The following is a 25,412-nucleotide window of genomic DNA, read 5'->3' as shown; positions in this document are numbered from 1 at the left end:
GGCTCAGGCGGTCTCTTCCGCGCCCGGCAGCTCGACCTTGGCGCCCAGTTCCACGAGCTTGCTCATGAAATTCTCGTAGCCGCGGTTGATCAGGTCGATGCCGTGGACCCGGGACGTGCCCTGGGCGGCCAGGGCCGCGATGAGGTACGAGAAGCCGCCGCGCAGGTCGGGGATGACCAGGTCGGCGCCCTGGAGCCGGGTCGGGCCCGACACGACCGCCGAGTGCAGGAAGTTCCGCTGGCCGAAGCGGCAGGCGGAGCCGCCCAGGCACTCGCGGTAGAGCTGGATGTGTGCGCCCATCTGGTTGAGCGCGGAGGTGAAGCCCAGGCGCGACTCGTACACCGTCTCGTGGACGATGGACAGCCCGGATGCCTGGGTCAGGGCCACGACCAGGGGCTGCTGCCAGTCGGTCTGGAAGCCGGGGTGGACGTCCGTCTCCAGGGCGATGGCGTTGAGCTTGCCGCCCGGGTGCCAGAACCGTATGCCCTCGTCGTCGATGTCGAACGCGCCGCCGACCTTGCGATACGTGTTCAGGAAGGTCATCATCTCGCGCTGGCTGGCGCCGCGCACATAGATGCTGCCCTCGGTCGCGAGCGCCGCGCTCGCCCAGGAGGCGGCCTCCAGGCGGTCCGGCAGGGCGCGGTGGTTGTAGCCGTCGAGCTTGTCGACGCCGGTGATCCGGATCGTGCGGTCGGTGTCCATGGAGATGATCGCGCCCATTTTCTGGAGGACGCAGATCAGGTCTTCGATCTCCGGCTCGACGGCCGCGTTGGAGAGCTCCGTCACGCCCTCGGCGAGCACCGCCGTCAGCAGCACCTGCTCGGTGGAGCCGACCGACGGGTACGGCAGGCGGATCTTGGCGCCGCGCAGCCGCTGCGGGGCCTCCAGGTACTGGCCGTCCGCCCGCTTCTCGATCGTGGCGCCGAACTGGCGCAGCACGTCGAAGTGGAAGTCGATCGGCCGGCCGCCGATGTCACAGCCGCCCAGGCCCGGGATGAAGGCGTGGCCGAGGCGGTGCAGCAGCGGGCCGCAGAAGAGGATGGGGATGCGCGAGGAGCCCGCGTGCGCGTCGATGTCGGCGACGTTCGCGCTCTCCACGTGGGTGGGGTCCAGCACCAGCTCGCCGGCCTCGTCACCCGGGCGTACCGTGACGCCGTGCAGCTGGAGCAGCCCGCGCACCACCCGCACGTCGCGGATGTCGGGGACGTTGCGCAGCCGGCTCGGCCCACTGCCGAGCAGCGCGGCGACCATGGCCTTGGGCACGAGGTTCTTCGCGCCGCGGACACGGATCTCGCCTTCGAGCGGGGTGCCGCCGTGGACGAGCAGGACATCGTTCGAGCGGGTCATCTGGTCTCGCGTTCCTGGGACGGTCAGGGCCAAAAGGCAAGAGTAATAGCCGAGGAGAGCGCCTCCGCATGCCCGAGGCGCCCACGGAACCGACATGAATGTGTCACAACACGTTCGGTTCAGATCAGAAAACGGACGGTTACGTGCGCCGTTCTTGCTGTCGTACGCCCCGACCTGCACTCACTCGGGACTCGTCTTCCACTCCCCCTCCGGGGCAAACATGCGGGATCATGTGTCCATGACCGAGGTGTCCTCGCTCACAGGACGGCTGCTAGTCGCGACACCGGCGCTGGCGGACCCGAACTTCGACCGCGCGGTGGTGCTCCTCCTCGACCACGACGAGGAGGGGTCGCTGGGCGTCGTGCTCAACCGCCCGACCCCGGTGGGGGTCGGCGACATCCTGGAGTCCTGGGCCGCGCTGGCCGGGGAGCCGGGGGTGGTGTTCCAGGGCGGCCCGGTGTCGCTGGACTCCGCGCTGGGGGTCGCCGTGGTCCCCGGCGAGGCCGGGAGAGCCGCCTCCTCGGTGACCGAGGACGGGCCGCTCGGCTGGCGCCGGGTGCACGGCGCGATCGGGCTCGTCGACCTGGAGGCGCCGCCCGAGCTGCTGGCCGCCGCCGTCGGCTCGCTGCGGATCTTCGCGGGCTACGCCGGGTGGGGGCCCGGGCAGCTGGAGGACGAGCTGTCCGACGGCGCGTGGTACGTCGTGGAGTCCGAGCCGGGCGATGTCTCCTCGCCCGCCCCGGAGCGGCTGTGGCGGGCGGTGCTGCGCCGCCAGCGCAGCGAACTGGCGATGGTCGCCACCTATCCCGACGACCCCTCGCTCAACTAGGGGTGGTGCGTGCCGGGTGGCGGCGACACCGGCCGATGCCGCGGGAGGCGCTGATCCGTCGTTCGCTCCGCGCGTGAGTACCCTAGGGCTGTATGAGCACTCTTGAGCCCGAGCGCGGGGCAGGCACGGGGACCCTCGTAGAGCCGACACCTCAGGTGTCGCACGGTGACGGCGACCACGAGCGCTACGCCCATTACGTACAGAAGGACAAGATCATGGAGAGCGCGCTCTCCGGATCTCCGGTGGTGGCACTCTGCGGCAAGGTCTGGGTCCCGGGCCGCGACCCGAAGAAGTACCCGGTCTGCCCCATGTGCAAGGAGATCTTCGACGGCATGGGCGCCGGTGGCGACAAGGGCAAGGACGGCGACAAGAAGTAGCTGACCGGCTCTGCGCCCCGGCGCCACCCGCCGGAGCCCCGCGCGCGTGACACGCCCGGCCCGCGCCCCCTCATCCGGGGGCCGCGGGCCGGGCGTGCCGTGCCGTGTGGGTCCATATGTTTCCTGTGTCCGCATGCCGCGCGGTCATATTTGGCATATGCCGCGCACCTCGCGGAATACCGCGTCGGCGGCGCGGACCGCGCCGCTAGGGTCGCCCTATGAGCGGGCGCGGGGAGAGCGGTGCCGAGCGGGCGGCCTACCTGGTCTTCGGCGCACGGGAGGTCGACGAGCCCGAGACGGAAGCGGCGGGCGGGTACCGCCAGTTCGAGAAGGACTGGGACGCCCAGCTGGACCGGTGCGCGCGGCTGGCCGCCGAGCGCGGCTACCGGCCGGCGGGCAGCTGTGTCGTCTCGGCCGCGCAGCCCACCCTTCCCAGGCTGCTGGAGTGGGCCGACGAGCCGGGCTGTGAGATCGTGCTGGTCGCCGGGCGCGGGGTGCTGGAGCGGATACGGAGCTGCTGGCCGGACTGGGGGCAGGTGGTGGTCCGGCTGGCGGCGGCGGGCGCCCGGGTGGAGGCCGTGCCGGATCCCGAACCGGGTGGCCCGGGCGGGCAGTTGCCGGGCGGCTGAGTACGGGTTCGCCAGGGCAGCGGAACGTTACAAATGGCGTAAAAGGTCGCGAACATCCGCGAAAGGACGCGTCTCGCCCATGAACTCAACGGACCTGATCCCGGCGCCCCACAGCGCGTACGAGCCGCTGTCCGACGCCCGATACCCCCTGGACCACCGGACCCTGCTGGACGCCGGCCCCGGCACCGAGGCCGCCGCGCGCTGGCTGAGGGCCACCGTCGGCGCCGCGACCGGACTGCCGCTGGCGCCAGGCGAGGCCGACGACAACCGCGTCGTGCTGCGCATCGACCCCGGGATCGGGCAGCGGCTCGGCCCCGAGGGCTATCGCATCGCCGTCGACGGTCACGCGATCAGGGTCGACGGCGGCGGCCCGGCCGGCGTCTTCTGGGCCGCGCAGACCCTCCGCCAACTGCTCGGCCCCGACGCCTTCCGGCGGGCGCCGATCGCGGCCCGGGCGGAGTGGACGGTGCCCTGCGGGGTGATCGAGGACGCCCCGCGCTTCGGCTGGCGCGGCCTGATGCTGGACGTGGCGCGGCACTTCATGCCCAAGGGCGATCTCCTCGCGTACCTCGACCTCATGGCCGCGCACAAGCTCAACGTGCTGCATCTGCACCTGACCGACGACCAGGGCTGGCGTCTGGAGATCCGCCGCTACCCCAGGCTCACCGAGGTCGGCTCCTGGCGCGAGCGCACCAAATTCGGGCACCGCGACTCACCGCTGTGGGACGAGCGCCCGCACGGCGGCCACTACACCCAGGACGACATCCGCGAGATCGTCGCGTACGCCGCCGAGCGGCACATCACCGTCATCCCGGAGATCGACGTCCCCGGGCACTCGCAGGCCGCCATCGCCGCTTACCCGGAGCTGGGCAACGCCGACGCCGTCGACACCGCCTCCCTCGGCGTCTGGACGACCTGGGGCGTCAATCCGAACGTACTCTCACCCGCCGACACCACGCTGCGCTTCTACGAGAACGTCCTCGAGGAGGTCCTGGAGCTCTTCCCGGGCACCTTCGTCCACATCGGCGGCGACGAGTGCCCCAAGGAGCAGTGGCGGGCCTCCCCGGCCGCCCAGGCCCGGATCCGGGAGCTGGGCCTGGCCGACGAGGACGAGCTCCAGAGCTGGTTCGTGGGCCACTTCGGCCACTGGCTCGCCGAGCGCGGCCGCCGCCTGATCGGCTGGGACGAGATCCTGGAGGGGACCGCCCTGGAGGCCGACCCGCCGGAAGGCGTCACGGCCGCGACAAAGGAGGCCGTCGGCGCGACCGGCCTGGCGGAGGGTGCCGTCGTGTCCTCCTGGCGCGGCTACGCGGGCGGCATCGCGGCCGCCCGCGCCGGCCACGACGTCGTCATGTGTCCCAAGCAGCAGGTCTACTTCGACTACCGCCAGGCGCCCGGCGACGACGAGCCGGTCCCCATCGGCTACGTGCGCACCCTGGAGGATGTCTACCGCTTCGAGCCGGTTCCCCCCGAGCTCACCGGCGCGGAGGCGGAGCGCGTGCTCGGCGCCCAGGCGAATGTCTGGACGGAGGTGCTGGAGGACCGGCGGCGCGTCGACTATCAGACATTCCCCCGCCTCGCCGCCTTCGCCGAAGCCGTGTGGTCGCCTCTCCCGCCCCCGTTCGAACGGGACTTCGCGGGCTTCGAGGCGCGCATGACGGCCCACTACGCGCGCCTGGACGCGCTCGGCGTGGACTACCGGCCCCCCGGCGGCCCGCGCCCCTGGCAGCGGCGCCCCGGTGTATCCGGACGTCCGATCGACGGGTCGCCCCCGATCGTGTGAGGCGCGCCGGAAGGTACGCCCCCCGGCGGCGCGCCCCTGGGACCGTGGTCCCCCGGCGCAACCCCAAGTCGTACAAGGGTCCCTGAAACGTGGCAATCCACACCTGGCGGAGACGTCGCCCGAAACCCGTACCATCCCCCTGGTCGGGGACGGATCCATGCTTCACGGACCCTCGCGACGGCGGACTCGGAAGATGTGCCAGAGTTGCCACGTCCGGGCTGTCAGCACGTACCGTACGGCGCAACAGCCGGGACACCGGGGAAGGGGCAGCTGGGTTGACCACGCACGCACCGCAGGCGGCGCACACGGTGACGTTGCCGAGCACGCTCGACGAGGCCGTGGCGGCGCTGGCCGCCATGCCCGCCGCCGTGCCCGTCGCGGGCGGAACCGATCTGATGGCCGCCGTCAACTCCGGGCTGCTGCGGCCCGCCGCGCTCGTCGGCCTCGGCCGGATCAGCGAGATCCGCGGCTGGCGCTACCTGGACGGGCACGCCCTGCTGGGCGCCGGACTGTCCCACGCGCGCATGGGCCGCCCCGACTTCGCCGCGCTCATCCCGGCGCTGGCCGCCGCGGCGCGCGCCGCCGGGCCGCCGCAGATCCGCAACGCCGGCACCCTCGGCGGCAACATCGTCACCGCCGCCCCCACGGGCGACGCGCTGCCGGTGCTCGCCGCGCTGGAGGCCACGGTCATCATCGCCGGACCCGAGGGGGCGCGCCGCGAGATCCCGGTCAGCCATCTGCTGGCCGGGGTCGAGATGCTGCGGCCGGGCGAACTCGTCGGGTTCGTGCGGGTGCCGATCCTGCACGCCCCCCAGGCGTTCCTCAAGGCCACCGGGCGCACCGGCCCGGGCCGGGCCACTGCCTCGTGCGCCGTTGTGCTGGACCCGGCGCGGCGGGGGGTGCGCTGCGCGGTCGGCGCGGTCGCGCCCATGCCGCTGCGGCCGCTGGAGGCCGAGCGCTGGGTGGCCTCGCTGATCGACTGGGACGGCGACCGGGGGCGTCTCGACCCGCAGGTGAGCGCGGCTTTCGGGGAGTACGTCGCCGCCGCCTGCATCCCCGACCCGGCTCCAACGGCGGACGGCTCCGAGCCCGTGCCCCTGCCGCCCGCCGCCATCCATCTGAGGCGTACGGTGGCAGCTCTGGCCCGCCGAGCATTGGGGAGGGCACTCGCGTGAGTGACGAACAGCAGCCGCACCGGCCGGAACCGGGGAGCGGGTGGCAGCCGATGCCGCACGGCCCCGAGTACGACGCGGAGGCCACCGCGTTCGTGCAGCTGCCGCCCGACCACTCGCACCACGACCCGGCCGCCCTCGCGGGCGGCGGGTGGGACCCGCTCGCGGCCCCCGGCACCGGCTACACCCCGCCGCCCATGACGGGCACGCCCGCGGCGCCCTCGCAGGGCGGCCAGTGGCAGCCGACGGCCCACGCGCCCGGAGCGCCCGCCGACCAGTCGGGGACCGGGCACTGGACCATGCCGGTGGATGCCGGCGCCGATGCCTCAGGACAGTGGGCGCAGCCCGGCGCGGGCGGTAACGGCGACTCGGGCGAGTACGCCTACGGGGAACACCAGAACCCGCACGCCCAGCACTCCCCGCACGACCAGTGGCAGCCGCAGCAGCCGGGCCGGACCGGCCAGTGGACGATCCCGTTCGCCGCCGACGACGGCGTCGACGAGACCGGCGTGTACCCGGTCAACGACCAGGCGGCCGCGGCCCAGTGGCCCGTGCCCGAGGCCGCGGCCAACGGCCAGTGGACGATCCCGGCCGCGGCCGACGACGGCGTCGACGAGACCGGCGAATACCGGGTCGACGAGCACCCCGGCCCGGCGACGCGCCCGTACGGCGGGCAGGACACCGCGCAGGACACCGCGCAGTGGACGACGCCCTTCGCGGACGGCGCGCCCGGGCAGCACCCGCAGCAGCCGGGCCGGACCGGTCAGTGGCCGGCTCCGGCGGCCGGTGACAACGGCGCCGGGGGCGCCGACGATTCGGGCGAGTACGCGCTCGGCGACCACGCCGTCCGCAGCGGCCCCGCGCCCGCGGCCCCGCCGGCGAACCGCGGCCCCGCCCGGCGGCGGCTGAGGCTGCCCGGCGGCGCCGATGTGCCCGTCGGACACCCCGGCGCGCCCACCCCGGCGGGGGGCACCGAGGTGCCCGAGGTGGACGACTGGCCCGAGGAGTTGACGCACGGCGCCCGGAGCGCCGCCCCCGCGGCCGGACACACGGCCCAGGCGACCCCGCCGCACGGCGTGGCGCCCGTCGGCGGCCGCGGCGGGTTCGTGGACGACGGTTACGACGGCTACGGCGCCCAGGACGGCCCGGTGGGCGGTGGCGCGGTCGGCGTCGACGACCACACCGGCCCGGGGACCCCGCCGCACGGCGTGGCGCCCGTGGGCGGCCATGGCGGGTTCGTGGACGACGGTTACGACGCCGAGGACCACGCGGGCCGGGCGACCCCGCCGCACGGCGTAGCGGCCGCCGCCCCCGAGGCCCCCCGGGCCCCCGTGGCGGACGAGGCCCCCCAGGCCCCGGCGGAGCCCGACCCCGGACAGACCGCCGAATCGGCCGAGTTGGCGCCGGACGGCCACGGCGCGCCCCTGGTCGAGGAGACGGCCCCCGGGGTCGCCGAGCCGGACGCGCCGGACACACCGGAAGCTCAGGCCACGGCGGACACCCTGGAGGCACCGGACACTCTGGAGGCCCTGGAGGCACCGGACCAGGCCGCACCCGAGGCCGCCGACGCCGCCGAGACCCTCCAGACCGACAGCGAGCACCCCAGCGCCTCCTACGTCCTGCACGTCAACGGCGCCGACCGCCCCGTCACCGACGCCTGGATCGGGGAGTCCCTGCTCTACGTGCTGCGCGAGCGCCTGGGCCTGGCCGGGGCCAAGGACGGCTGCTCGCAGGGCGAGTGCGGCGCCTGCTCCGTCCAGGTCGACGGGCGGCTGGTGGCCTCGTGCCTGGTGCCCGCCGCGACCGCCGCGGGCTGTGAGGTCCGTACGGTCGAGGGCCTGGCCGTGGACGGGCAGCCCTCGGACGTGCAGCGCGCGCTGGCCGCCTGCGGGGCGGTGCAGTGCGGGTTCTGCGTGCCCGGGATGGCCATGACCGTGCACGACCTGCTGGAGGGCAACCACTCCCCGACCGACCTCCAGACCCGGCAGGCGATCAGCGGCAACCTGTGCCGCTGCTCCGGCTACCGCGGGGTGGTCGACGCGGTCCGCGAGGTCGTCGAGGGCCGGGAGGCGGCGGCCGCGGCCGCCGCGGAGGAGGACGAGGCGGCGGACGGCGGGCAGGAAGCCGCCGCCCGCATCCCGCACCAGGCCGGCCCGCCGGGGATGAACGGCACCGGCGACGGCGGCTTCGACGGCAGCGGCAGCGGCACGGGCAGTGGGAGGGCTACGGCATGACTGGAATCGCGGACGGCACCGGCGCCGCCACCGCAACCCCCGCCGCCGGAGTCCCCCTCACGCCCAAGGAGCCGCCGGTCATCGGCCTCGGGGTGTCGCTGGAGCCCGTCGACGCGGCGGCCAAGACCTCCGGCACCTTCCCGTACGCCGCCGACCTGTGGGCCGAAGGGCTGCTGTGGGCCGCCGTGCTGCGCTCCCCGCATCCGCACGCTCGCATCGTCTCCATCGACACCGCGCCCGCCGCCCAGATGCCGGGCGTCCGGGCCGTGGTGACCCACGCCGATGTGCCGGGCGACGCCGCGCACGGCCGCCGCGTCGCCGACCGCCCCGTCTTCGCCAAGGACCTGGTCCGCCACCACGGCGAGCCGATCGCCGCGGTCGCCGCCGACCACCCCGACACCGCCCGGCTGGCCGCCGCCGCCATCGCCGTCGAGTACGAGGTGCTGGAGCCGGTCACCGACCCCGAGCAGGCGTTCGCCGCCGAGCCGCTGCACCCCGACGGCAACCTGGTCCGCCACATCCCGCTGCGCTTCGGCGACCCCGACGTCGTCGGCGAGGTCATCGCCGAGGGCCTGTACCGGATCGGCCGTCAGGACCCGGCGCCCATCGGCGCCGAGGCGGGCCTGGCCGTGCCCCGCCCCGACGGCGGCGTGGAGATCTACACCGCCTCCACCGACCCGCACGCCGACCGCGACCTGGCCGCCGCCTGCTTCGGCCTGGAGCCGGAGCGGGTCAAGGTCGTGGTCACCGGCGTGCCGGGCGCCATGGGCGAGCGCGAGGACCCCGGCATGCAGCTGCCGCTCGGCCTGCTCGCGCTGCGCACCGGCCACCCGGTCAAGCTCGCCGCGACCCGCGAGGAGTCCTTCCTCGGCCACGCCCACCGCCACCCCACCCTGCTGCGCTACCGCCACCACGCCGACGCCGAGGGCAAGTTGGTGAAGGTCGAGGCGCAGATCCTGCTGGACGCGGGCCCGTACGCGGACTCCTCCGCGGACTCGCTGGCCGCCGCGGTCTCCTTCGCCTGCGGCCCGTACGTCGTGCCGCACGCGTTCATCGAGGGCTGGGCGGTGCGCACCAACAACCCGCCGTCCGGCCATGTGCGCGGCGAGGGCGCCATGCAGGTGTGCGCCGCGTACGAGGGCCAGATGGACAAGCTGGCGGCGAAGCTGGGCCTCGACCCGGCCGAGATCCGGCTGCGCAACGCCATGGCCACCGGCGATCTGCTGCCCACCGGCCAGACCGTCACCTGCCCGGCCCCGGTCGCCGAACTGCTGCGCGCCGTACGGGACACCCCGCTGCCCCCGCTCCCCAAGGACGACCCCGAGGAGGAGTGGCTGCTGCCCGGCGGCCCCGAGGGCGCGGGCGAGCCGGGCGCGGTGCGGCGCGGCGTCGGCTACGCCCTGGGCATGGTGCACATGCTCGGCGCCGAGGGCGCCGACGAGGTCTCCACCGCCACGGTCAAGGTCACCGGCTCGGTGGCCACCGTCATCTGCGCGGCCGTCGAGACCGGCCAGGGCTTCACCACCCTGGCCCGCCAGATCGTCCAGGAGGTCCTCGGCATCGAGGAGGTGCACGTCGCCCCGGTCGACACCGACCAGCCCCCGGCCGGGCCCGCGGCGCGCGGCCGCCACACCTGGGTGTCGGGCGGCGCGGTCGAGCGGGCCGCGAAGATGGTCCGCACCCAGCTGCTCCAGCCGCTCGCGCACAAGTTCGGCATGTCGACGGAGCTGCTGACCATCGCCGACGGCAAGATCACCTCATACGACGGGGTGCTCAGCACCACCGTCGACGAGGCCCTGGAGGGCAAGGAGCTCTGGGCCACCGCCCAGTGCCGCCCGCACCCCACCGAGCCGCTGGACGAGACCGGCCAGGGCGACGCCTTCGTCGGCCTCGCCTTCTGCGCGATCCGCGCCGTGGTCGACGTCGACATCGAGATCGGCGCGGTGCGCGTGGTGGACATGACGGTCGCCCAGGACGTGGGCCGGGTGCTCAACCCCCGCCAGCTGGCCGCCCGGATCGAGGCGGGCGTCGCCCAGGGCATCGGCGCGGCCCTCACCGAGAACCTCCGCACCTCCCGCGGCGTGATCCGCCACCCCGACCTCACCGGCTACACCCTGCCGACCGCCGTGGACGTCCCCGACATCCACATCGTCAAACTCGTCGAGGAGCGGGACGTGATCGCCCCCTTCGGCGCCAAGGCCGCCAGCGCGGTACCCGTCGTCACCACCCCGGCTGCGGTGGCCTCGGCCGTCCGCTCGGCGACCGCCCGCCCGGTCAACAGGCTGCCGATCCGGCCCCAGGCGGCGGTCGTCAACAAGACCTGATCACAGCCTGAGTCCGAGGGGAGGAGGCTGTTGAGCGCGCGCATCCTGGTCGCCGAGGACGACGAGAAACAGGCGCGGCTGATCCGGATCTATCTGGAGCGGGAGGGGAACGCCGTCCAGACGGTCCACGACGGCCGCTCGGCGATCGACCGCGCCAGGACCACCCGCCCCGACCTCATCGTGCTCGACGTGATGATGCCGCAGGTCGACGGCCTGGACGTGTGCCGCATCCTGCGCACCGAGTCCCAGGTGCCGATCCTGCTGCTGACCGCGCGCGCCACGGAGGAGGACATGCTCCTCGGGCTCGACCTCGGCGCCGACGACTACATGACCAAGCCCTACAGCCCCCGCGAGCTGACCGCCCGCGTCCGGGCCCTGCTGCGGCGGTCCAGGGCCGGCACGGGGGAGCCGGCGGTCATCCGGACCGGCGCGCTGGAGATCGACACCGCGCGCTACGAGGTGCGGCTCGCGGGCGAGTCGATCGCGCTGACCGGTAAGGAGTTCGCCATCCTCGCCCTGCTGGCGGCCGAGCCGGGGCGCGCCTTCACCCGGGCGCAGATCGTCGACCGGGTCTTCGGCTTCGAGCAGAACGTACTGGAGCGCACCGTGGACGCCCATGTGATGAACCTGCGCCGCAAGCTGGAGCGCGGGCCCGGAGCGCCCCGCATGGTGGAGACCGTCTACGGGCGCGGCTACCGGCTGGCGGACCAGGGCCCGGTCCCTGAGCCGGACCCGGGCCCCGTGCGGTGAGCTTCCGGCTGCGGGCGCTCGCCCTCGTCATGCTGCTCGTGATCGCCGCCACCGCGGCCACCGCCTGGCTGACGCTGCGCCAGGTCACCCGGCAGGCGAACGAGACGGCCGCCGCGGACCGGGCCGACATCAACCGGGTCACCGGCGAACTGCGCCAGTACGGTCTGCGGCACGGCACCTGGGACGGCGTCGCGTCCGCCGTGCGCGGGCTGGCCGCCGACACCGGGCAGCGCATCCGGGTCACCGGCACGACCGGCTCCGGTGCCCCGCTGGCCGACTCGGACATCCTGACCGGCCATGAGCCCCGCAAGACCGGCCCGGGTGCCCCGCTGCTGGTGGACCCGCGCCCCGAACTGCGGCTGCCCGACGGGCTGGTCCCGCTGTCGGCGTCCAAGCTCACCGTGACCGAGATCGCCAACTACCGCTCCGGGACGGCGTACGCGGCGTGTCTGACCCGCGACGGCTTCGAGGTGACGGTCGGGCGGGACGATTACGGCGTGCCCACGTACTCGGCGGGCCGGAAGACGGGAGGCGGCGGCACACCGGCGTCGCGCGGGTCCTGCCGGCGGCCGAAGCAGCCACCGGCCCAGTACGCCCGGTACGACCAGGCCGCGCGGCCCTGCCTGTCGCCCACGGACGAGGGCATCACCCCGTGCCTCCAGCGGGTCTTCGCCGAGCAGATCAGCGACGCCGCCCCGCCGCCGCTCCAGGTCCGCCTCGGCGCCCTCGACGAGCCGCCGTCCGCCCTCGCCGCCGCGCCCGCGGTCACGGCGGCCGTGGCCGTCGCCGTGGCGGCCATCCTCGGCGCGCTGCTGCTCAGCCGGACGGTGCTCCGCCCCGTCAGCGCGCTGACCGCGGCCTCCCGCGGCCTCGGCGAGGGCGACCTGGCCCGGCGGGTGCCCGTGACCGGCCGGGACGAGATCGCCGAACTCGGCCGGTCCTTCAACCGCATGGCCGAGTCGCTCCAGGCGAGCGAGGAGCGCCAGCGCAGGCTCGTCGGCGACGTCGCGCACGAACTGCGCACCCCGCTGGCCAATCTGCGCGGCTATCTGGAGGCGCTGCGCGACGGTGTCGTCGATCCGGAACCCGAGCTGCTGGACTCGCTCCATGAGGAAGTCCTGCTCCAGCAGCGGATCGTCGACGACCTCCAGGACCTGGCGCTCGCCGAGGCCGGAGCCCTCACGTACCACCGCGAGTACATCTCCTTGAGCGAACTGCTGGACACCTGCCGCACCGCCCACCGGGCCCGGGCCGAGCGCGCCGGGGTCGCCCTCACCGTCGAGACGCCGCCCGGCGACCCGGTGTACGCGCACGCCGACGCGGACCGGCTGCGGCAGGCCGTCGGCAACCTGGTGAGCAACGCCGTACGGGCCACCGCGCCCGGCGGCACCGTCCGGCTGTCCCTGGCGCGCGGTGACGCGCGGGCCGTGGTGCGGGTGGGCGACACCGGGCACGGCATCCCCGCCGAGCAGCTGCCGCACGTCTTCGACCGCTTCTGGCGGGCCGACGCCGCGCGGGGCAGGGCCACCGGCGGCAGCGGGCTCGGGCTGTCCATCGTCCGGCAGATTGTGAAGGACCATCAGGGGACGGTCGGCGTGGAGAGCGAGGTCGGCGCCGGCACGACGTTCACCCTCGCGCTCCCCACGGCCGCCGCCGACCCCTCTGCCTGACGGGGTGGGCTCAGACCGGGGCCCAGTGAGTCTGCGGTGAGTATGGGACAGCGACACGCCGACGCTACGGCGTGTCGCTGTCCCGTACTCACCGCAACCCAGGCTTCCGGCGCTCCACTCAGGACCCGGCGAGCGCCTGGGCCGGGGCCAGCCGCCCGGCCCGTATCGCCGGATACAGCCCGGCCAGCGCCCCGATGCCCAGCGTCACCCCGACCCCGGCCGCCGTGGCCCACAGCGGCACCTCGGTCGGCCAGCCCCGCACCCCCGCGTACACGGCCGTGATGCCCGTGCCCAGCACGGCCCCGGCCGCCCCGCCCAGCGCGCACAGCAGCAGCGACTCGGTGACGAACTGCCCCCGGATCTGCCCGCTGGTGGCGCCCAGCGCCCTGCGCAGCCCGATCTCCGGGCGGCGCTCCAGCACGGAGATGACCATGGTGTTGCCCACCCCCACGCCCCCCACGAGCAGCGCGACCCCGCCGAGCCCCAGGAGCAGCCCGGTCAGCGCCGACTCGGCCGCCTCGCGCGCGGCCAGCGCGTCGGAGGGCCGCGAGACCACCACCTGGTCCGGGTGCTCGGGGTTCGCGGTCGCCGCGAGCACGTCGCGTACGGCCGTCACCCGGCTGTCCTCGGTGCGGACGTACACGGTCGACGGGTGGCCGTCGAACCCCAGATACCGCTGGGCGGCGGGCCAGCCGACCAGCGCCGCCTGGTCGATCTCGGGCGCCAGCGGCACCCGGTCCACCACGCCCACCACCGAGAACCAGGTGCCGCCCAGCCACACCCGGGTGCCAGGGGCCGCCACATCCAGCCGCCTGGCCGCCTTCCAACCGAGCACCACCCCGGGGTACTCGGCGGTGGCCGAGTCCAGCCACCTGCCGGTACGAACCTTCCCGCCCACCGCCCCCAGCAGCCGCGGCTCGGCCGCGAGCACCTCGATGCTGCCGGTGCGCCCGCTGGGGATGTACTCGTTCCGGTAGACCTTGGCGTCCTCGACGGCGCCCGTCGCCGCGACCTGGCGCACCGGCCCGATGCGCCGGATCATCGTCGTGGCCTCCTCGGGCAGCCGGGCGCTCCCGCCCTGCGCGGACTGGCCGCCCTGGCCGCCCTGACCGGGCACGACGCGCAGGAGGTTGGTGCCCAGCCGGTCGATCCTGCGGTCCACCTCGGCGCGCCCGGACATGGAGATCCCGACGACCGCGAGCATCGCGGCCACGCCGATCGCGATGCCCAGCGCGGACAGCAGCACGCGCAGCGGCCGGGTACGCAGCCCGGTGCCGCCCAGGCGGACGAAGTCCGCAGGCCGCAGCCGGGCGGGCCGCAGCGGTCGGCCTCCTCCCTGCCGCCGGCTCATGGCCGCCTCCCGGAGGAAGCCCCGTCGCCTGCGTCCGCAGCGGCTGACGGCATCGCCGTGGGCGCCGCGCCCGCCGCGCCCGCCGGGCGGGCCGGACTCGCAGCGCCCGCCGGGGGCGCAGTGCCCGCCAGGGGTGCCGCGCCCGCAGTGCCCGCCGCGCGGGCCGCGCGGGCAGTGCTCGCCGGGTCGGCCGCGCCCGCAGCACCCGTCGGGGGTGCCGAGCCCGCCAGGGGTGCCGGGCCCACAGCGCCCGTAGGGCCTGCCGGACTCGCATCGTCCGCCGCCGCGCCCGCCAGGGGTGCAGCGCCCACCGCGCTTGCAGCGCCCACCGCGCCCGTAGGGCCTGCCAGACCCGCCGCGTGGGCAGTGCTCGCCGGGTCGGCCGCGCCCGCAGCGCCCATCGCGTGGGCCGCACCCGCCGGGCTCGCCGCACCCGCCGCACCCGACAGGGGCACCGCGCCCGCGCAGCCTGTCCCGGTGTCGGCGACGATGCGCCCGTCGCGGACCTCAACCCGCCGGTCCAGCGCCGCGGCCAGCTCCCGGTCGTGGGTGATGACCACCACCGTCGTACCGGCCGCGTGCAGCTCTCGCAGCAGCTCAAGCACCGCCGCGCCCGAGGCCGAGTCGAGGTTGCCGGTCGGCTCGTCGGCCAGCAGCAGTGCGGGTTCCCCGACCACCGCCCGGGCCACGGCGGCCCGTTGGCGTTCTCCGCCCGACAGCTGGTGGGGCAGATGGCCGGAGCGGTGGCCAAGACCCACCCGCGCCAGCGCATCCGCGGCCCTGCGGCGGCGCTCCCGCAAGGGCACGCCCGCGTAGAGCAGCCCGTCGGCCACCGTGTCCAGGACCGGCACCCCGACCGCCAGGTGGAACTGCTGGAACACAAAGCCGATCCGCTGCGCCCGCAGCGCGGAGAGCTCCCGGTCGGACAGCCGGGCCACGTCGTGGCCGTCGATCGCGACCCGCCCGGCGGTCGGCCGGTCGAGCGTGCCCATGAGGTGCAGCAGGCTCGACTTCCCGGAGCCGGACGGGCCGACGACGGCGACCAGTTCCCCGGAGTGGATCAGCAGATCCGCGTCACGGACCGCCGTGACCCCGCCCGGGTAGGTCCTGGTCACCCCCTCGAAGACGACGACGGGCCTCATCCGGGGATCCTCACCTTCATGCCCTCGCGCACGGCGGACCCGCTGACCTCGACCTTGCCGTTCGCGAACAGACCGGTCTCGACGGCGACGAAGCGACCGCCCTTCTTCTCCCCGTCGTCGCCGTCGGCGAGTTCGAGCCCGTGACCGCCCTCGGCGAGCGCCACCAGCGCGGCCACCGGCACGGTCAGGACGTTCTCGCGCTTGCGGCCGACATAGCGGACGGTCACCGGCGAACTGTCCAGCCGCCCCAGCGCCTTCTGGTCGCCGATGCGGATGAGCACGGGAACGGTGGCGCTCTTCGCCCCGCCCCCGCCCCCGCCCCCGCCTCCGCCGCCGCTCCCGGCCGCCCCGCCCCCGTCGCCGCCCTCGGCCCCCGCGCCGCTCCCCGCGCCCTGCGACGCCGGGGAGGCGTCCTGGCCGACCTCGGCCACGCGCCCCTTGACCGCATGGTCGCCCGGCAGCTCGACGGTCACCTGACGGCCCCGCTCCGCCCAGCCGGTGTCCCCGGCCGACGCCTCGACGGTCACCACCCGGGAGGTGCTGGTGTAGCTCAGCACATCCCCCGTGGCCTGGCCCCCCACCCGCCCGCTCGTGCGCGCGACCCGGATCGGGCCGGGTACGTACGCCACGTCCCCGATGCCCACCTTGCCGGTCCTGGGCCTGCCCAGGTCCTTCTGCCAGCGCTTGACGGCGTCGGCGGTCAGCTCCGAGTACGTGTCGTCCACGGTGAAGCCGGAGTAGCCGAGCGCGGCCAGGTTGGACTCGAACTGCCGGACGTCCAGCCCCCGGAGGGGCCGGTCCGCGTCCTCGCCGACCGCCAGCTCCCGGTACATCGGCAGATCCCCGTAGAGCAGTACGACGGGCCGCTCGTCCACCCGCAGCAGCGTCCCGCCGCGCGCCACGGTCTTCTCCGGCTTCGGCAGCCAGGTGATGGTCCCCTCCGCCCGCACCTGGAAGGGCACCTCGGCCCCGTGGTCCAGCGTCCCGTCGACCTCCGTCTCGTCGACGAGCGTGCCCCGCGTGACCCGCACCGTGCCGCCCTCGCGCCCGGAGTCCGGCCCGCCGGACCCCGGACCGTCCTCCCCGCCGCCCAGCCCCAGCGCGCCGACCACCGCCACGGCGGTGACCACCACGGCCCCGGCGCCCACGATTACGGACCTGCGCCCGACGCCCATCAGCCCTTGCCTTTGCCGGGGTCGGCCGGGGCCCCGATGATCGGCGCACAGGTGCGGACGGCCCGCTTGGCGCCCGCCGAGGTCTGGTCCCACACCTTCTCGTCGAAGTAGCCCTCGTCGCCGGTGTCCGGGAAGTCCGGGGCCCCGTTCTCCTGCATGCAGGCCGAGTAGCGCTTCTTGGTCGCGATCTCCTTGGCGGACAGCTCCGGGCGCGTCTCCTTCTCCAGCTCCTCGGGCACCGGGAGCGAGTACTCCGAGCACTTCTCCTGTGCCGCGCGGAACTTCGGGTCCGCCTTCAACTCCCGGACGTCGCCGAACTCGATGCGCCCCTTCGCATCGGGGTCGGGGACGTCGAGCCCCTTGCCCCGCAGGCACTCGGCGTACTTGCGCTGCCCCTCGACGTACCGCGCGACCTCGCCGTCACCCGCCTTGGACCCGCCGGACGAGCGCTTGCCGCTCCGGGCCGAGGCCACCTCGTCCCCGTCCCCGCCGCCCCCACCGCACCCGGCCAGCCCCAGTGCCACCACCGACACCATCACGGCGGGCCACGCCCGGGCCGCGAACCGCCGACGCGCACATGCCTTCATGGACACAGATCCCTCAATCGCTCGTGACCGCCCGTCCGCCGGTGCGGCAGGGCGGGCTCGAACGTATGAGGGGCCCTATGAAGAACCTATGAAGAAGCCATCAAGAACCGACCCGGGAGCGTGGTCACCAGATGTCCGGGGTCGGGACCGCCTGGCCGAAGTCGCCGGTCCGCAGCGCGTCGGTGGGGATCGCCCAGTGCATCCAGCCGCCGTCGCCGCCGAGGGCCCACTCGTCGTGCGAGGACAGCTGAAGCAGATGGTGGTAGCGGGTCGGGTCCTTGCCGATCGGCACCATCGGCGAGCTGCCGGTGGGGAACTGGGGCCAGCCGAAGGCGATGTCCTCGGAATCGAGCGCGCCCGGCCGCTGCGACCACTCGGTGAGCCGATTCTCCACATAGTCGCCGGGCATGGCCCTGGCCATGTCGTCGGCGTCGGGCCCCACATCGAAGCCATTCCAGGCCGGGTCCCAGGTGTCGGGGAACGCGAACCCGGGCGTCGCCGCCCACGGAACCGGATCGAAGACGCTGGACCGGGCGGGCGGGTCGGTCTCGACGGCATGCGCGGAGCGGGCCGCGATGACGCTGCTCACCTCCACCCCGTAGTGGCTGTATTTGGACATCAGATCGTAGGAAACGGGGTCGTGCTGCTCGGATTCGGTGTCGAGGAAGAAGAAGTTGAGCAGGCCCGTCCCGGCGGGGAGGACATCGCCGAGCCAGGGGGCCAGCGCGTCGGTGTCGAGGACGGCGATCAGGCTCAGCGGAAAGCCGTCGCAGGTCGGCCACGGCGTGCCCGGTTCGAGCATCGCGCGGCCCCCGAACCGGCTGTGTCCGGCCGCCTTCCCGGGGCCCTCGGCCTCGGTGAGCGCGAAACCGGGCCGGGCGAGTTCGACGAAGCGGGCGGCGAGTTCCGGGCCCAGGCGTTCGGCGCTGAAGTCGCGCAGGGCGGAGAGTGTGCTCTCGGGATCCATGGCCGCAGTCAAACACCCGGCTCCGACAGGCGGGTGCCCCCGGCGCGAACGCTTATCGCTCCGCCCGACAAGTAGGGGGTGTGACCGTCCACTTCGGCGGTCGGAGACGGAGGCCCTGTGATCAGGGAAGTACATACGGACGCGGACGACGAGCTGCTGCTGCGCTCGCAGCGGGACCCGACGGCGTTCGAGCCGCTGGTGACCCGCCACTCGGCGGCGCTGCACGGCTATCTCGTACGGCGCGCCCCGGGCGCGGCGGACGACCTGCTCTCGGAGCTGTGGCTGCGCGCGTACGCGGGCCGGCACGGCTTCGACGCGGCGCGCGGGACGGCCAGAGCCTGGCTGTTCGGGGTGGCCCGACATGTCCTGGCGGCGCACTGGCGGCGGCTGGAGACGGAGGCGCCGCCGGGCTCGGCGCAGTTCGCGGAGGGCATCGCCAGCGACCCGTGGCAGGCCGTCGACCAGCGGCTTGACGCCGCGGCGGTCGCGCCGGCGCTGCGCCACGCGCTGACCAAGCTGCCGGCCGTCGAACGGGAGTTGGTGCTGCTCATCGCATGGGAGCAGCTCACGCCCACCGAGGCCGCCTCGGTCGTCGGCGTCCCCCCGGGCACCGCCCGCTCCCGGCTGCACCGCGCCCGTACCCGGCTGCGCGAGCGGCTCGGCGCCCTCGTCTCCTCCACCCGGATGTCCAAGACAGGAGAGTCCGCATGACCCGCACCGACACCTTCAGCAGCGACCACCTCGACTTCCCCGGAGCGGAGAGCCTGATGGCGGCCGGCCGGGTGGCGCCGCCGAAGGCCGAGACGGTGGCGGCGGCACAGGCCGTCCTCCGCGCGGCGATCGAGCGGGACACCGAGGCCGCCGCCGTCCCCCCGTCGGCCGTGCCCCCCCGCCGCCGCGCGGGCCTCGCCAGGCTGTTCCTCCGCCCCCGCGTCGTGGTCACGGCGCTGGCCGCGGCCGTCGCCGCCGGAGTCGTCGCGTACCCGGCCCTCACCTCGAACGACACCGCACCGGCGCAGCCCCCGCAGGCCGCCTCGGCCAAGGCGTTCCTCAACGACATGGCGCAGGTCGCGGCCTCCGCCCCCGCCACCAGGGCCCCGTACTGGAAGACCAGCCTCACCGTCAACGTCCCGGCGGACGGCGAGAAGGAGCGCACCCACACCAGGTATCTGGACCGGAAGGGAAAGTCCACCGAGGTCAACCCGGACGGATCCCCCAAGGTCGCCTTCACGGCCCGCGCGTACACCGTCGGCGACCGGAGCCTCGACTGGAACCAGCTCGACAAGCTCCCCACCGACCCCAAGGCTCTCGCCTCGCTGCTGCCCTCCGCCAACTCCGCCGACGGCAAGGCCAAGAGCACCTTCGACAATGCCACCGCCCTCCTCGGCGAGTCCCCGGCCGGCCCCGACCTGCGCGCCGGGCTCTACCGAGTCCTGGCCGGTCTCCCCGGCGTCGAGGTCGTCGGCCCCGCCAAGGACACCACCGGCCGCAGGGGCACGGCCCTGGAGTGGAACACCGCCTCCACCACCGTCCGTCTGATCATCAACCCCAAGACGGGAGACCTCCTGGAGGAGACGGAGACGGCCCCCAGGACCGGCGCCCTCCAGGCCCGCTACACCTATCTGTCCAACGCCCCAGCGGACAGCATCGGCTGACCCCGGGGCTCATGGCGCGGTCGGCGGGTCCACGGTGAGCGGGAGGCCGGCGACCTGCCGGTGCAGGGCGGCGAGCGGCGCGGCGAGGTGTCCCGGGACATGTCCCTGGCCGGAGTCGGTGGATCGCGGGGGGATGTCACCGGTGACGGCCAGGGCGTGCCGCCAGTGGCGCAGCGGGAACGAGCCGGGGCGCGCTCCGCGGCGGAACCGGGTGCGCAGGTGCGCGCGGAACGCCGGGGTGTCGTCGTGGCCGCCGATGCGGGTGTAGGTGCGTACGAAGCGGTCGAGCGCCTCGGCGTGCCGGGCCGGGCTCAGCGCGGTCGGCGACGACGTCCTGGCGGCCGGCGACCTTCCGCACGACTGGCTGTTCCCCCGCACGGCCGCCGTCGTCCACCACGCCGGAGCGGGCACCACGGCGGCCGGGCTGCGCGCCGGGGTACCCGCGGTGCCGGTACCCGTCATGGCCGACCAGCCGTTCTGGGCCGCCCGCCTCCACCGCCTCGGAGCCGCCCCCCGGCCGCTGCCGTTCCACGAACTGACCGCCGCATCCCTCAGCGCGGCGATCACGACCTGCCTGACCGACCCGGCCCACCGCCGCCGAGCGGCCCAACTCGCCTCCCACATCGCCACGGAGGACGGCACGGCTCCGGTGCTCGCCCACGTCGGCGCGGCGTGACGCCCTGGTGAGAGAGTGCCCCATGCCGCCTTACCACCTGCGCTTCTTCTTCGAACCCGGCGTCTCGGGCACCCCGCTGTGGCCGTACGACCTCGACAGCCCGTACGGCTACCCCTGCGAGCTGGAACGACTGCCGATCAGCCCGGCCACGCGAGCCGAATTGGAGAGGCTGTGCGAGTGGTACCAGTCGTCCATCGACTGGGATTACCCGCCGGATCCGTCTCCGTGGCCCGCAGAGGAACGGGAGCTGTTCGGGCAGCAGTCGGACGCGGCATTGGGCGCCCTGCGCCGCGAGTTGGGCGACGGTTGGACGGTCGAGGACCGACGCTGACCGTCCGCCCCGCGTCCGCCGTCCGCTGTCCGCTGTCCGCTGGAATGATGGCGGGATGGAGGACCCAAAGATCACGGGAACGGCCGCCATGCTCGTCAGCAGCCGTGGCGAGTACCTGCTCCACCTGCGCGACAACATCCCGGGCATCGCCCAGCCGGGCGCCTGGGGCCTCCTCGGAGGAGGCCCGGAGCCCGGGGAGTCGCCCGACGACGCGATCGTGCGCGAACTGCGCGAAGAGGCCGGGCTCACCATCCCGGGGCTCACGCCGTTCGCTGTCCAGGAGAACACCGGGGCCGACGGCACCGAGCACTACGTCCAGGTGTACGTCGGCCGCTGGGACGGCGACCCGGACGCGCTGCCGCTCACGGAGGGCGTGATGCTCAGGTGGTTCCCCGCCGCGATGATGTCCCGGCTGACCATGTGCCCCGGGACCGAGAAGGTCATCCGGCGGCATCAGCAACTCGTGGGCGAGGGCCCGGACGGGACCGGCGGGTGAGCCCGTCCGGGCCACCGCCGCCGACCGCAGGCCGCCGACCGCGGGCCGCTAGTAGGATCGGGCCCCATGCCCCTGAGCATGAGCGACGTGGATCGGTTCGAGGCCGCCAGGCCCCGTCTGGAGGCCATCGCCTACCGCCTCCTCGGCTCCGCGAGCGAGGCCGAGGACGCCGTGCAGGACACGTTCCTGCGCTGGCAGGCCGCCGACGTCGACCGCGTCGAGGTCCCCGAGGCCTGGCTGACGAAGGTCCTCACCAACCTGTGCCTCAACCAGCTCACCTCGGCCCGCGCGCGGCGCGAGACCTACGTGGGCCGATGGCTCCCCGAGCCGCTGCTCGCCGGGGACGCGATGCTCGGCCCGGCCGACACCGCCGAGCAGCGCGAATCGGTCTCGTACGCGGTCCTCACCCTCTTGGAGCGCCTGTCTCCCAACGAGCGCGCGGTGTACGTGCTGCGGGAGGCCTTCGACTACCCGCACCGGGAGATCGCCGCGATCCTCGACATCACCGAGGCATCCAGCCAGCAGATCTTCCACCGCGCCAAGAAGCACGTCGCGGCCGGCCAGGCCCGTACCGAGGTCGACGAGGCCGCCGCCCGGCGGATCGTCGAGGAGTTCCTCGCGGCCGCCACCAGCGGCCGGCCCGAACCGCTCGTGCGGCTGCTCACCCAGGACGCCATCGCGATCGGCGACGGCGGCGGGAAGGTCCCGGCTCGCGCCAAGGCGTTCGAGGGCGCCCTCGCGGTCGCGAAGTTCATGTGGGGCCTGTTCAAACCCAGCAAGGCCAAGCGCGACATCACCGGCGGCTCACCCGAGATCTACGCCACGACCGCCAACGGCGACCCCGCCATCGTGGCGGTCATGGACGGCCGGGTCGTCGGCGTCGCATGCCTGGAGGTCACCGCCGAGGGCATCGCCGCGTTCCGCAACCAGGTCAACCCCGACAAGCTCGAGCGCGCGACCGAGCAGTGGGGGGCCGTCGACCACGGAGAACCCCTGTTCCACGCCTTCTGACCCGGTGTGAGGTGCTTCACATCGCGTTCCTGTCAGGAAACGGCGGGCCGCCCGGTTCAAGGGGCGACTCGCTGAAGAGAGACAGGAACAGACAGGAGCAGGGACATGCAGCACCGCATCATCGTCCTCGGGGCCGGATACACCGGAGCCATCGCCGCCGGGCGCCTCGCCAAGCGGCTGCACCGCGAGGACGTCGCCATCACCCTCGTCAACGCCGAGCCCGACTTCGTCGAGCGCGTCCGGATGCACCAGCTGGCGGTCGGCCAGGATCTCAGGCCCCGGCCCTTCGACGAGATGTTCGCGGGCACGGGCGTCGAGTTGAAGCTCGCGAGGGTCACCGGCGTCGACGTGGACCGCAAGACCGTTGCCGTCGTCGATGTCCTCGATGTCCTCGACGCGAACGGCGCCGAGGAAGAGGAACTGGAGTACGACACCCTCGTCTACGCCCTCGGCAGCGGCTGGAACGACCAGGGCGTCCCCGGCACCGCCGAGCACGCCCACGAGATCGCCGGCCGCCCCGGAGCGCTCCAGCTGCGCGAGCGCCTGGCCCGCCTGGACGCCGGACAGCCCGTGGTCGTCGTCGGCGGCGGTCTCACCGGCCTCGAGGCCGCGACCGAGATCGCCGAGGCCCGCCGGGACCTCGCCGTCGTCCTCGCCGCCCGCGGCGGCCTGGGCGACTGGCTCTCGCCCAAGGGCCGCCGGCACGTCCGGAAGGTCTTCGACAAGCTCGGCATCACCGTGCACGAGCACACCGCCGTCACCGGCGTCGAGGCCGACCGCGTCGTCACCGCCGACGGCAAGGCCATCCCGGCCGCGGTCACCGTGTGGACCACCGGCTTCGCGGTCCACCCGATCGCGAAGGCCACCACCCTGGAGGTCACCGGCACCGGCCAGATCGTGGTCGACGGGACCATGCGCTCGGTCTCGCACCCGGACGTGTATGCCATCGGTGACGCGGCCATGGCGATGGGCCCCGGCGACAAGCCGCTGCGGATGTCGTGCGCCTCGGGCACCCCCACCGCCTGGCAGGCAGCGGACGCCATCGCGGCGCGCCTGACCGGCGGGAAGCTCCCGAACGTGTCGCCCCGCTACTTCAACCAGTGCATCTCGCTGGGCCGCAAGGAGGGCCTGATCCAGTACGTCACCGCCGACGACCGCGCCGTCCGGTCGGCCCTGACCGGACGGTTCGCCGCCGTCTACAAGGAGCTGGTCTGCAAAGGCGCGGCCTGGGGCGTCGCCAACCCGATGCTCGGGATGCCGACCCGGCGGCGCCGCGTCGTACGGGAGCGGGTCCAGGCGGGATCGGCGGTCTGAGGGGTGGTCCGAAGGCTCCCGGCTACCGAAGGCCGCCGTGGAAGCAGGTCTCACCGTCGATCCGGACCGGCCGGCCGGGCGGCAGGGGTGGGTCCAAGGGCTCGCCCTCCGGAAGTCCCGACCAGTCGATGAGGAACGACGCGTCCAGGGGCTCGACCGGAAATCGGGTGATGGGCTGTCCCGGTCGGTGGATCTCCAGGGTCAGTTTCAGCATGGTCGGGAGGTCTTCAGGGTCGAAGCCCCCGTTGTCACAGGATTTCAGGGTCTCGTCGGCGTCGCGCCGCGCGGCGTCGACGGAGCCGAAAACGCACGCTATCGAGGACCACTCCGAGTTGCTGATCCGGGCCTCTTCGCGGACCAGGGCGAACGCGAAGCGGCTCGGGGACTCGGTGCCGTCGAGGTCGTCCTCTTCGGGCACCTCCTCGCCGAGCTCGGCGAGGCTGTCGCGCGCGACATGGTCTCCGGGGTCGCGCCGCAGGGCCTCGGCGTACGCGGCGACGGCGCCGTCGCGGTCGCCGGACCAGCACAGGGCGTGGCCCAGTTGGAGGGGCACGAGAGGGTCGCCAGGGTCGGCGTCCAGGGCTTCGCGGGCCGCCTCGACCGCCCGGGCGGTCAACTCCTCGCTGAGACCGTCCTCGTCGTACTCCTCCATGTCGCCCAGGTACGGTCCGTCGGTCCCGTCCGTCCAGGACCAGCCGCAGTCCAGCTCGTCGAGGGCGCACTGCTGGAGGGCCAGCGCGGCTGTCGTCGAGCGTCCGACCGCGACGGTGGCGGCGGTGGCGGCGGTCTCGGCGTCGTCGGGGCTCAGCTTGCGCGCGACGGTGTCGTAGCGACGGGTCGCCTCCGCGAGGAGGTGCGGGACCGTGTCCGTGTCTGTCTCGGCGCCGTACGCCAGCCGCTCACTGCTCTCAAGGAGCAGCGAACTGGCCTTGATCAGCGCAGCGTCCGTCGCGTCATCGTCGGTCATGGACCGGCACGTTACTGCTCCGCGGAGGCGTGCCGGGCGGTGGCCTGGACGAGGCTGCGTTCGATCCGGGTCAGGGCGTCGATGGCCTCGGTCTGCTGGTCCGGGGTCAGGCTGTCGGCGACGGAGCTTTCGAGTTCGGCCCAGATCTCCTCGACCTGGCGGCGCAGGGCGAGGCTGGCGGTGGTGGGTTCGATGTTGAAGGCGCGTTTGTCGGTGGCGCAGGGGCTGCGGCGGACGAAGCCGGCGTGTTCGAGGCGCCGGATGGTGCGGGTCATGGTGGCCGCGTCGGAGCCGAGCAGGCGCACCAGATCGGCCTGGCGCTGGGGGCCGAGGTCCCACAGCTGCATCATGACCAGTTCCTGGCCGGGGTGGAGGCCGACGCGGCGCAGCAGCTGCGCGGCGAGCATGCGGTGCAGCCGGGCGACGCGGAAGATCGCGTGGGTCATGGCGCCGGCCTGGACGGAGGGCGGCATCGGCATATCGGCCGATGCCGCGGCTTCGGCGGCGGCCGACTGGCTGCCGGACGTGTCCTTCGGCTGACTCATACGTCCCTCGCTGCGATGTGTAGCTGCTCGAGCAGGTACGAGCCTATCGCGCCCGATGCCGATACGGCGGTGAGCCCATG

The 25,412-nt window shown here is 74.2% G+C and carries 23 protein-coding genes and 1 pseudogene; 16 read left to right on the top strand and 8 right to left on the bottom strand.

Annotated elements, in window-relative coordinates; all coding sequences use genetic code 11:
- Positions 1–3 precede the first annotated feature (3 nt).
- Entirely contained in the window at positions 4–1,347 is a 1,344-nt protein-coding gene (murA, locus tag ABTY62_RS37415) for a UDP-N-acetylglucosamine 1-carboxyvinyltransferase (RefSeq protein WP_352133851.1), read from the bottom strand.
- 238 nt (positions 1,348–1,585) lie between these two features.
- Between murA and ABTY62_RS37410 the strand changes: the two genes are divergently transcribed.
- The 9 genes from ABTY62_RS37410 to ABTY62_RS37370 all read left to right on the top strand — a co-directional run bounded on the left by ABTY62_RS37410 (position 1,586) and on the right by ABTY62_RS37370 (position 13,115).
- Positions 1,586–2,176 carry a YqgE/AlgH family protein gene (locus ABTY62_RS37410; protein ID WP_311727390.1) on the top strand — a complete coding sequence of 197 codons (591 nt, stop codon included), beginning with the start codon at positions 1,586–1,588 and terminating at the stop codon, positions 2,174–2,176.
- Positions 2,177–2,268: 92 nt separating this feature from the next.
- On the top strand, positions 2,269–2,553 hold the full coding sequence (locus ABTY62_RS37405) for a DUF3039 domain-containing protein (protein ID WP_311727389.1): 285 nt from the start codon (positions 2,269–2,271) through the stop codon (positions 2,551–2,553).
- A 218-nt stretch (positions 2,554–2,771) separates the two neighbouring features.
- On the top strand, positions 2,772–3,182 hold the full coding sequence (locus ABTY62_RS37400; protein ID WP_352133850.1) for a hypothetical protein: 411 nt from the start codon (positions 2,772–2,774) through the stop codon (positions 3,180–3,182).
- 79 nt (positions 3,183–3,261) lie between these two features.
- A complete protein-coding gene (locus tag ABTY62_RS37395; protein WP_352133849.1) occupies positions 3,262–4,965 on the top strand; it encodes a beta-N-acetylhexosaminidase in 1,704 nt (567 codons plus the stop codon).
- Positions 4,966–5,240: 275 nt separating this feature from the next.
- A complete protein-coding gene (locus tag ABTY62_RS37390; protein ID WP_311727386.1) occupies positions 5,241–6,140 on the top strand; it encodes an FAD binding domain-containing protein in 900 nt (299 codons plus the stop codon).
- Positions 6,137–8,371: a 2Fe-2S iron-sulfur cluster-binding protein gene (locus ABTY62_RS37385; protein WP_352133848.1), complete on the top strand. Its 2,235-nt coding sequence runs from the start codon at positions 6,137–6,139 to the stop codon at positions 8,369–8,371. Before ABTY62_RS37390 ends, ABTY62_RS37385 begins: the two co-directional genes overlap by 4 nt.
- Entirely contained in the window at positions 8,368–10,695 is a 2,328-nt protein-coding gene (locus ABTY62_RS37380; RefSeq protein ID WP_352133847.1) for a xanthine dehydrogenase family protein molybdopterin-binding subunit, read from the top strand. The genes ABTY62_RS37385 and ABTY62_RS37380 overlap by 4 nt, the downstream gene beginning before the upstream one ends.
- A 30-nt stretch (positions 10,696–10,725) precedes the next feature.
- On the top strand, positions 10,726–11,445 hold the full coding sequence (locus ABTY62_RS37375) for a response regulator transcription factor (RefSeq protein ID WP_352133846.1): 720 nt from the start codon (positions 10,726–10,728) through the stop codon (positions 11,443–11,445).
- The gene (locus ABTY62_RS37370) at positions 11,442–13,115 is read left to right on the top strand and encodes a sensor histidine kinase (RefSeq protein WP_352133845.1); all 1,674 of its coding nucleotides are present in this window, start codon (positions 11,442–11,444) and stop codon (positions 13,113–13,115) included. The genes ABTY62_RS37375 and ABTY62_RS37370 overlap by 4 nt, the downstream gene beginning before the upstream one ends.
- A gap of 118 nt (positions 13,116–13,233) precedes the next feature.
- Here the strand turns inward: ABTY62_RS37370 and ABTY62_RS37365 are convergent, their stop codons facing one another.
- The 5 genes and pseudogenes from ABTY62_RS37365 to ABTY62_RS37345 all read right to left on the bottom strand — a co-directional run bounded on the left by ABTY62_RS37365 (position 13,234) and on the right by ABTY62_RS37345 (position 18,337).
- The gene (locus ABTY62_RS37365) at positions 13,234–14,466 is read right to left on the bottom strand and encodes an ABC transporter permease (RefSeq protein WP_352133844.1); all 1,233 of its coding nucleotides are present in this window, start codon (positions 14,464–14,466) and stop codon (positions 13,234–13,236) included.
- 431 nt (positions 14,467–14,897) lie between these two features.
- Positions 14,898–15,608: pseudogene (locus ABTY62_RS37360) on the bottom strand (ABC transporter ATP-binding protein); the annotation flags it as partial.
- Positions 15,605–16,756: a peptidoglycan-binding protein gene (locus ABTY62_RS37355; RefSeq protein WP_352133843.1), complete on the bottom strand. Its 1,152-nt coding sequence runs from the start codon at positions 16,754–16,756 to the stop codon at positions 15,605–15,607. The pseudogene ABTY62_RS37360 and the gene ABTY62_RS37355, both read right to left, overlap by 4 nt.
- Positions 16,757–16,782: 26 nt before the next feature.
- Positions 16,783–17,370 carry a hypothetical protein gene (locus ABTY62_RS37350; RefSeq protein WP_352133842.1) on the bottom strand — a complete coding sequence of 196 codons (588 nt, stop codon included), beginning with the start codon at positions 17,368–17,370 and terminating at the stop codon, positions 16,783–16,785.
- A 124-nt stretch (positions 17,371–17,494) separates the two neighbouring features.
- Positions 17,495–18,337, bottom strand: coding sequence for a DUF1963 domain-containing protein (locus ABTY62_RS37345; protein WP_352133841.1), 843 nt, complete (start codon positions 18,335–18,337; stop codon positions 17,495–17,497).
- Between the two features lie 117 nt (positions 18,338–18,454).
- On the opposite strand from ABTY62_RS37345, the gene ABTY62_RS37340 reads away from it, so the two are divergent.
- From ABTY62_RS37340 to ABTY62_RS37310, 7 genes are all read left to right on the top strand, one after another.
- Positions 18,455–19,048: an RNA polymerase sigma factor gene (locus tag ABTY62_RS37340; RefSeq protein ID WP_352133840.1), complete on the top strand. Its 594-nt coding sequence runs from the start codon at positions 18,455–18,457 to the stop codon at positions 19,046–19,048.
- Complete coding sequence (locus ABTY62_RS37335) at positions 19,045–19,992, top strand: CU044_5270 family protein (RefSeq protein WP_352133839.1); 948 nt, start codon at positions 19,045–19,047, stop codon at positions 19,990–19,992. The genes ABTY62_RS37340 and ABTY62_RS37335 overlap by 4 nt, the downstream gene beginning before the upstream one ends.
- A 268-nt stretch (positions 19,993–20,260) precedes the next feature.
- Positions 20,261–20,668, top strand: a complete 408-nt coding sequence (locus ABTY62_RS37330) for a glycosyltransferase (protein WP_502997594.1) — start codon at positions 20,261–20,263, stop codon at positions 20,666–20,668.
- A gap of 22 nt (positions 20,669–20,690) precedes the next feature.
- The gene (locus ABTY62_RS37325; protein WP_352133838.1) at positions 20,691–20,999 is read left to right on the top strand and encodes an immunity protein CdiI family protein; all 309 of its coding nucleotides are present in this window, start codon (positions 20,691–20,693) and stop codon (positions 20,997–20,999) included.
- A 55-nt stretch (positions 21,000–21,054) separates the two neighbouring features.
- Positions 21,055–21,495: an NUDIX domain-containing protein gene (locus tag ABTY62_RS37320; protein ID WP_352133837.1), complete on the top strand. Its 441-nt coding sequence runs from the start codon at positions 21,055–21,057 to the stop codon at positions 21,493–21,495.
- Positions 21,496–21,561: 66 nt separating this feature from the next.
- Positions 21,562–22,506, top strand: coding sequence for an RNA polymerase sigma factor SigJ (gene sigJ / locus ABTY62_RS37315; RefSeq protein ID WP_352133836.1), 945 nt, complete (start codon positions 21,562–21,564; stop codon positions 22,504–22,506).
- A gap of 105 nt (positions 22,507–22,611) precedes the next feature.
- Positions 22,612–23,820 carry an NAD(P)/FAD-dependent oxidoreductase gene (locus ABTY62_RS37310; protein WP_352133835.1) on the top strand — a complete coding sequence of 403 codons (1,209 nt, stop codon included), beginning with the start codon at positions 22,612–22,614 and terminating at the stop codon, positions 23,818–23,820.
- A 22-nt stretch (positions 23,821–23,842) separates the two neighbouring features.
- On the opposite strand, the gene ABTY62_RS37305 is transcribed toward ABTY62_RS37310, so the two are convergent.
- Positions 23,843–24,787, bottom strand: a complete 945-nt coding sequence (locus ABTY62_RS37305; protein ID WP_352133834.1) for a tetratricopeptide repeat protein — start codon at positions 24,785–24,787, stop codon at positions 23,843–23,845.
- A gap of 11 nt (positions 24,788–24,798) precedes the next feature.
- Positions 24,799–25,260, bottom strand: coding sequence for a MarR family winged helix-turn-helix transcriptional regulator (locus ABTY62_RS37300; RefSeq protein WP_352133913.1), 462 nt, complete (start codon positions 25,258–25,260; stop codon positions 24,799–24,801).
- Positions 25,261–25,412 lie beyond the last annotated feature (152 nt).

The sequence above is a fragment of the Streptomyces sp. NPDC097640 genome (assembly GCF_040302705.1).
In the GTDB taxonomy this organism is placed as follows: domain Bacteria; phylum Actinomycetota; class Actinomycetes; order Streptomycetales; family Streptomycetaceae; genus Streptomyces.
Note: the sequence above shows the minus strand (reverse complement) of the source record. Positions and strands in the feature narration are given on the sequence as shown.

Bases quoted from the DNA above. Each gene is read 5' to 3' on its own strand.
- ABTY62_RS37405 (WP_311727389.1), top strand. From the start codon at position 2,269: ATGAGCACTCTTGAGCCCGAGCGCGGGGCAGGCACGGGGACCCTCGTA.
- ABTY62_RS37350 (WP_352133842.1), bottom strand. From the start codon at position 17,370: ATGAAGGCATGTGCGCGTCGGCGGTTCGCGGCCCGGGCGTGGCCCGCC.
- ABTY62_RS37345 (WP_352133841.1), bottom strand. From the start codon at position 18,337: ATGGATCCCGAGAGCACACTCTCCGCCCTGCGCGACTTCAGCGCCGAA.
- ABTY62_RS37365 (WP_352133844.1), bottom strand. From the start codon at position 14,466: ATGAGCCGGCGGCAGGGAGGAGGCCGACCGCTGCGGCCCGCCCGGCTG.
- ABTY62_RS37380 (WP_352133847.1), top strand. From the start codon at position 8,368: ATGACTGGAATCGCGGACGGCACCGGCGCCGCCACCGCAACCCCCGCC.
- ABTY62_RS37320 (WP_352133837.1), top strand. From the start codon at position 21,055: ATGGAGGACCCAAAGATCACGGGAACGGCCGCCATGCTCGTCAGCAGC.
- ABTY62_RS37325 (WP_352133838.1), top strand. From the start codon at position 20,691: ATGCCGCCTTACCACCTGCGCTTCTTCTTCGAACCCGGCGTCTCGGGC.
- ABTY62_RS37300 (WP_352133913.1), bottom strand. From the start codon at position 25,260: ATGCCGCCCTCCGTCCAGGCCGGCGCCATGACCCACGCGATCTTCCGC.
- ABTY62_RS37335 (WP_352133839.1), top strand. From the start codon at position 19,045: ATGACCCGCACCGACACCTTCAGCAGCGACCACCTCGACTTCCCCGGA.
- sigJ (WP_352133836.1), top strand. From the start codon at position 21,562: ATGCCCCTGAGCATGAGCGACGTGGATCGGTTCGAGGCCGCCAGGCCC.
- ABTY62_RS37305 (WP_352133834.1), bottom strand. From the start codon at position 24,787: ATGACCGACGATGACGCGACGGACGCTGCGCTGATCAAGGCCAGTTCG.
- ABTY62_RS37410 (WP_311727390.1), top strand. From the start codon at position 1,586: ATGACCGAGGTGTCCTCGCTCACAGGACGGCTGCTAGTCGCGACACCG.
- ABTY62_RS37310 (WP_352133835.1), top strand. From the start codon at position 22,612: ATGCAGCACCGCATCATCGTCCTCGGGGCCGGATACACCGGAGCCATC.
- murA (WP_352133851.1), bottom strand. From the start codon at position 1,347: ATGACCCGCTCGAACGATGTCCTGCTCGTCCACGGCGGCACCCCGCTC.
- ABTY62_RS37400 (WP_352133850.1), top strand. From the start codon at position 2,772: ATGAGCGGGCGCGGGGAGAGCGGTGCCGAGCGGGCGGCCTACCTGGTC.
- ABTY62_RS37395 (WP_352133849.1), top strand. From the start codon at position 3,262: ATGAACTCAACGGACCTGATCCCGGCGCCCCACAGCGCGTACGAGCCG.